Origin of the sequence: uncultured Aliivibrio sp., assembly GCF_946479765.1 — a bacterium.
GTDB lineage: Bacteria > Pseudomonadota > Gammaproteobacteria > Enterobacterales > Vibrionaceae > Aliivibrio.
This window is the reverse complement of sequence record NZ_CAMLHO010000097.1, coordinates 1-4,574: the sequence shown is the minus strand read 5'-3', so window position 1 is coordinate 4,574 and position 4,574 is coordinate 1. Positions and strand designations below refer to the sequence as shown.

Here is a 4,574-nt window from a genome sequence, read left to right as displayed (position 1 = left end):
CTAACTAACTTAACAAATTAACCTAATAAGAATAAAAATAAGGTTCATAAAAATGGCTAGGAAGAAATCATATACAGATGATGATGTTATCAATGCGGCAAAAATAATAGTCGACAAGGGTTTAGAACCAAGCGGATGGCGTTTACGAGAAGTGCTAAAACGAGGGAAAACGACTAATCTTAAAATTGATTTAGATAGACTGAGAGAAGAGGGAAAAATCCCTGAAGTAGTTGAAAAGAAAACTGAAGTAAGTATAAATATTCAATCTGGAAATCAAGTTCACACAGAGTTACCTGTTGAAATTCAAGATACATTTAATCGTCTTGAAACTGAATTCAGCGATGCATTGAAAGATGTAATGGTTAAGATGAATAGTGCTGCATACCATCATCATGAGCAGTTGGTCAGAACTCGATTAAAATATGCAGAAAATGCTACAGAAGCCGCTATTGCGGCAAAAACAATTGCAGAGGAAGCCGCAGTTGAAATTGAAAATCGAGTACGTATACAGGTTGAAGAGGGTGAAATTCAAGAAGATACAATAGAAGAACTTGAAGATAGATTAGAAGAGTTAGGGAATGAAAAAATCGATTGGAATGCGACAAATCGGCAATTACAGGAAAAAAATCTGTTGTTGAGTGAGCATTTGGATACTGAGATTAAGTCTTATCAAGCGCTTATGGAAAAGCTTTCAAGCAGCCAGGAGGCTTATATTGTCTTAGATACTCAATCTAAGGTGGTACTGAGTGAAATTGAAATATTGCGAGAACAATTATCTGACTTGACGGTTAACTTTGATTTTATTAAAGAGAAGTTAGTAGCTGAGACAACAGAGCTTAAATCAGTAAATAAATCATTAGAAAAAATAGAAAATCAAAATACAACCTTACGAAAAGAGCACGAGGAAATGCTTGTTAGCTTACGAATAGCAGAGAACAAACTAAAAGCATCTGAAGAGCAAGTCGCGGAACTATTGGTGAAAAATAGCGCAATTCAAATGAGGTTGCCTCAGCAGCAGATGGAGGCTTAAAGCTCATATTCGTTCAGTGTGAGGTACTAGCTATATACGTAAGTACCTCCTAGGTTAATTATTTGCTCTAGTGATCGTTAAGCTAATGAACGTTAGCCTAATGAACGTTAGCTTATGTTATTTTTGTGTATGCACATTTTTGGCGTAATGGAGGTTTTAAAAGAGAGTTACGCCGTTTTTGTGTATACACATTTTCGGCGTAATGGAGGTTTCAAAAGAGAGTTACGCCGTTTTTGTGTATACACATTTTGAGCGCAATGGAGGTTTTAAAAGAAAGCTTTTCTACTCAAAATAGCACGATTCGCCTAAGAACAGCAGACGAAATTCATTAATCCACTACAGCCTAGATATGCCACATCGGCGCGACATACTAGACTGCATCAACACATTCCTCATATATCGTCACTCAATGTAGTCTTGGTTTAATTTCTCTGTTCACAGATATTCATCTTATTTGAAAGAATATCGATGAATAACACACTTAATGTGTAACTCTAAACAATTAATCTAGTAAAATCCGTCATCGTCATCGTCATCGTCATCGTCATCATCAGTGTAGCCTTCTCCGTTACATTTTGGGCATTCATCTAATTCCTCAAAACCATCACCGTAACAAGTGTGACACTGAGCCCATACATTGTCTTCTTCAGGATCATATCCAGTACCACTGCAATTACGGCAGGTTATTTCGACATCCGAACCACGACCATGGCAAAAGCTACAAATACATTTCATATGTTCGATCCTTAGCTATTAAGCAGTGAAGAGAATAGATAATCATATTGTTTAGCAGCTTCTTCATAACCATCATCTTTAGCCTGTCGTAACCATCTCTCCCCAAGTACTAGGTTGTCGTAGTCCTCAATTAGTAGCATTGCCCACTTAAATTTTGCAGGAGTACAACCTGCTACAGCAGTGTTATAAATTAGGTCAGCACCTTCTATTTGGTTTAAGTGATAGTAACAAATCAGACCCCAAGAAAGCTTGGCCATGTTGCGTAGATTGGCAGTTATATCCTGAAAATCAGGATGGTGATGTTCGATAGCGGTACTATTGAAATTAATTGCTTGCATAAAATACCTAGTAGCTAAATCAAACTTTCTATCTAAGTGAGCATCTTGACCCAAAAGATAGATGATGCTTATGGCATACATTGTATCGTCATCAATCATATCGTAGGCCTTGTTAAGCCAGTCACGATAGGTATCAGTGTCCTGAAACTCATCTCTATATATGATCGCTAGATTAAACATCGAGTCTGCGCATTTAAATTGCTCAACTTCAATCTCATAGTGCTCAATGGCTAGGTAAATGTTTTTTTCGCAACCAAAGCCTGCTTGATAGTAGCGAGCTAACTCAAAATTAGCTCGCTTGGTTACAGGTTCAAGCTGAACGCAAAGCTCCCGAAGGTTCAGAAGAAAATCATACTCACCTTCACACTCAAAGTAGTCAGCAATACGCTGAATTGTATCGGGATCCTGTAATTGTATACCCATAGAAAATAGATTTTTTAAGTAATCAGGCTCTAGATCTTTAGGAATGCCGCGATCATGTATAATCATAGTAATTAAGCAATTTATTGAAGCATGATTACCGCGTTTAATCGCTAGCTTATGAAATTTGAATGCCAGATCAAAATCCCTCTTAAATTGACCATTTAAGTCATAGCTGAAGCCCAACACGTGAGCAGCTTGAGCACTGCCGAGCTCAGTTGCTTGAAGATACAATCTCTCCGATTTTTCAAGATCAATCTCAACATAATCTTTAACACCTTCAAAGTAGATCATGGCTAAATTAGTAAGTGCACCTTCATGCTGATCGTTTAACGATAAAAGTGTCTTCAGTACCTCAAATGCAGTGGCATTATTTCGATCTTTTAAATGACACTGTGCAATACTATATAGTGCACCAATATCACCATTCGCCGCACTCTCATTACGTTTGTGAACAATATCCGTATGTGAATTATCTAAAATAGCAATACCATTACCAATAACACTGTTGATTTGAGCCACAGTTATAGGGGAGTTTGGCGCAACAACCCAGTGAGCCTTTTTGTACTGCATGATAGGAGTCATCATCATATATGCATCAGCTCCAATCCTAACTTCTAAGCCATTGAAGCAATGACGCCAAAAGCGCCCAATTTCTTCTGTACAAAAAGCAATATCATTAGGCCAACAAAAAGTGAAAGGCGTGCGATTATAGTCGATGTCGAAGTCGTCATGCATTATTGTTGCAAATTTCTCGCACACTTCTGGTACTACTAATATGGATGTTGACTTCAGGTATTTTTTAATTGATTTATCGTTTTCAAAACCAAAGGCAAGAGCAATAGCACTACGTATATCTGTAAGCTTTACATCAGAGTCTGCGTAGTTTTTGCGAATATCGAAAAGAAGAGATGAGCATAGTGCTTTATGGGAACTTTGAGTTAACATAATATAAACCTCGTAAACCACAGCATAAGCTAAATAGCAAATGCATAAAGAAAAATTTATTGTGGTCTGGTTTTTTGTTGTCACTACTCAAAAAATGGTGAACGTTCCGCTGTCCAGATTACTCCGTAGAGTAAATCAGCGTTTAATCAAATATAATCTAGGCTTAATTAGTTGTAAATATCTTTTAGAGTTTAAATGCAAAATAGCTGATTTCCCTTTTAGTATAGTAGTACACGTTTGAATTGTAATGGTATGGTGGATTTGGTCACATAATTATGGTTCTAGATATAAGAAAAAGCATGGTTGTTGAATTTAAGTATAATCCAACTCTGACACTCAATGGGGCAGAAGCAATTTAGATAACTCGTTGTTAGAACTCTGTTCTTCGTTTCTTCTATATACATAACTAACTTCTGTAAATAGGGTGAGAAAAGTCTAGGATGTCACCACTTTATTGCGCGTGCTGGTCAGCACGCGCAATAAGACAGTATGAGTTATTAACTTCATTGCTATATAAGTTTAATCATCTGCGTGCCGAGCGTGCGCAGGTAAGTAACGATGGAACAGTGTTCTTCGCTTTCTTTACTATTTAATTATTATCACGAATAAAAAATACAATGCGTTATCTAAGTGAAGCCTTCAAACCGCTAAAAGTCGTTTTTCATACTCATATACTTTATTTTTTGACTAACAGCCCATAGGTGCTAACGATCTTATGTATCCGTTGCCTGCTAAGCCCCAGCGTTCGTGCTACTTCTGATAGATTAACTTTACCTGTTTCCAAGCGCTGCATATCAATCAATTGCTTTATTGAAGAACACTGTTCTTTGTTTCTTCTATAACCCTTCTCTGGGCCAAAATTCACAGGTAAAGACTCATAGCGATGTGTGCATTCATAACGATGTAACGTAGATACGATCGCCATCCAATACTCAACATTTATTAGATGTTTATCTTGTTCTCTAACGACCCAAGCCTTTGGTTGTATAGGGTCTAATGCGCGAATTATTGCGACACACCAGTTTTTCCAACAAGAGTAATCTTGAGGTTTCGGTGTTTTTCAAGATAGTTGACACTCTTTGCTTAAATTTTACGCTACCTTT

General features: G+C 37.1%; 3 protein-coding genes. 1 reads left to right on the top strand and 2 read right to left on the bottom strand.

The features are described from left to right. Nucleotides 1-52 precede the first annotated feature (52 nt). Nucleotides 53-1,030, top strand: a complete 978-nt coding sequence (locus Q1K78_RS16970) for a hypothetical protein (RefSeq protein WP_300181573.1) — start codon at nt 53-55, stop codon at nt 1,028-1,030. Nucleotides 1,031-1,537: 507 nt separating this feature from the next. Here the strand turns inward: Q1K78_RS16970 and Q1K78_RS16965 are convergent. Both Q1K78_RS16965 and Q1K78_RS16960 read right to left on the bottom strand, forming a co-directional pair. Continuing rightward, nucleotides 1,538-1,765: a molecular chaperone DnaJ gene (locus Q1K78_RS16965; protein WP_300181571.1), complete on the bottom strand. Its 228-nt coding sequence runs from the start codon at nt 1,763-1,765 to the stop codon at nt 1,538-1,540. An 11-nt stretch (nt 1,766-1,776) separates the two neighbouring features. Next, entirely contained in the window at nt 1,777-3,471 is a 1,695-nt protein-coding gene (locus Q1K78_RS16960) for a hypothetical protein (protein ID WP_300181569.1), read from the bottom strand. Nucleotides 3,472-4,574: the final 1,103 nt, after the last annotated feature.

What these genes read in the sequence shown, in the direction of transcription:
- Q1K78_RS16970 (WP_300181573.1), top strand. Translation starts at nt 53, where the DNA reads ATGGCTAGGAAGAAATCATATACAGATGATGATGTTATCAATGCGGCA.
- Q1K78_RS16965 (WP_300181571.1), bottom strand. Translation starts at nt 1,765, where the DNA reads ATGAAATGTATTTGTAGCTTTTGCCATGGTCGTGGTTCGGATGTCGAA.
- Q1K78_RS16960 (WP_300181569.1), bottom strand. Translation starts at nt 3,471, where the DNA reads ATGTTAACTCAAAGTTCCCATAAAGCACTATGCTCATCTCTTCTTTTC.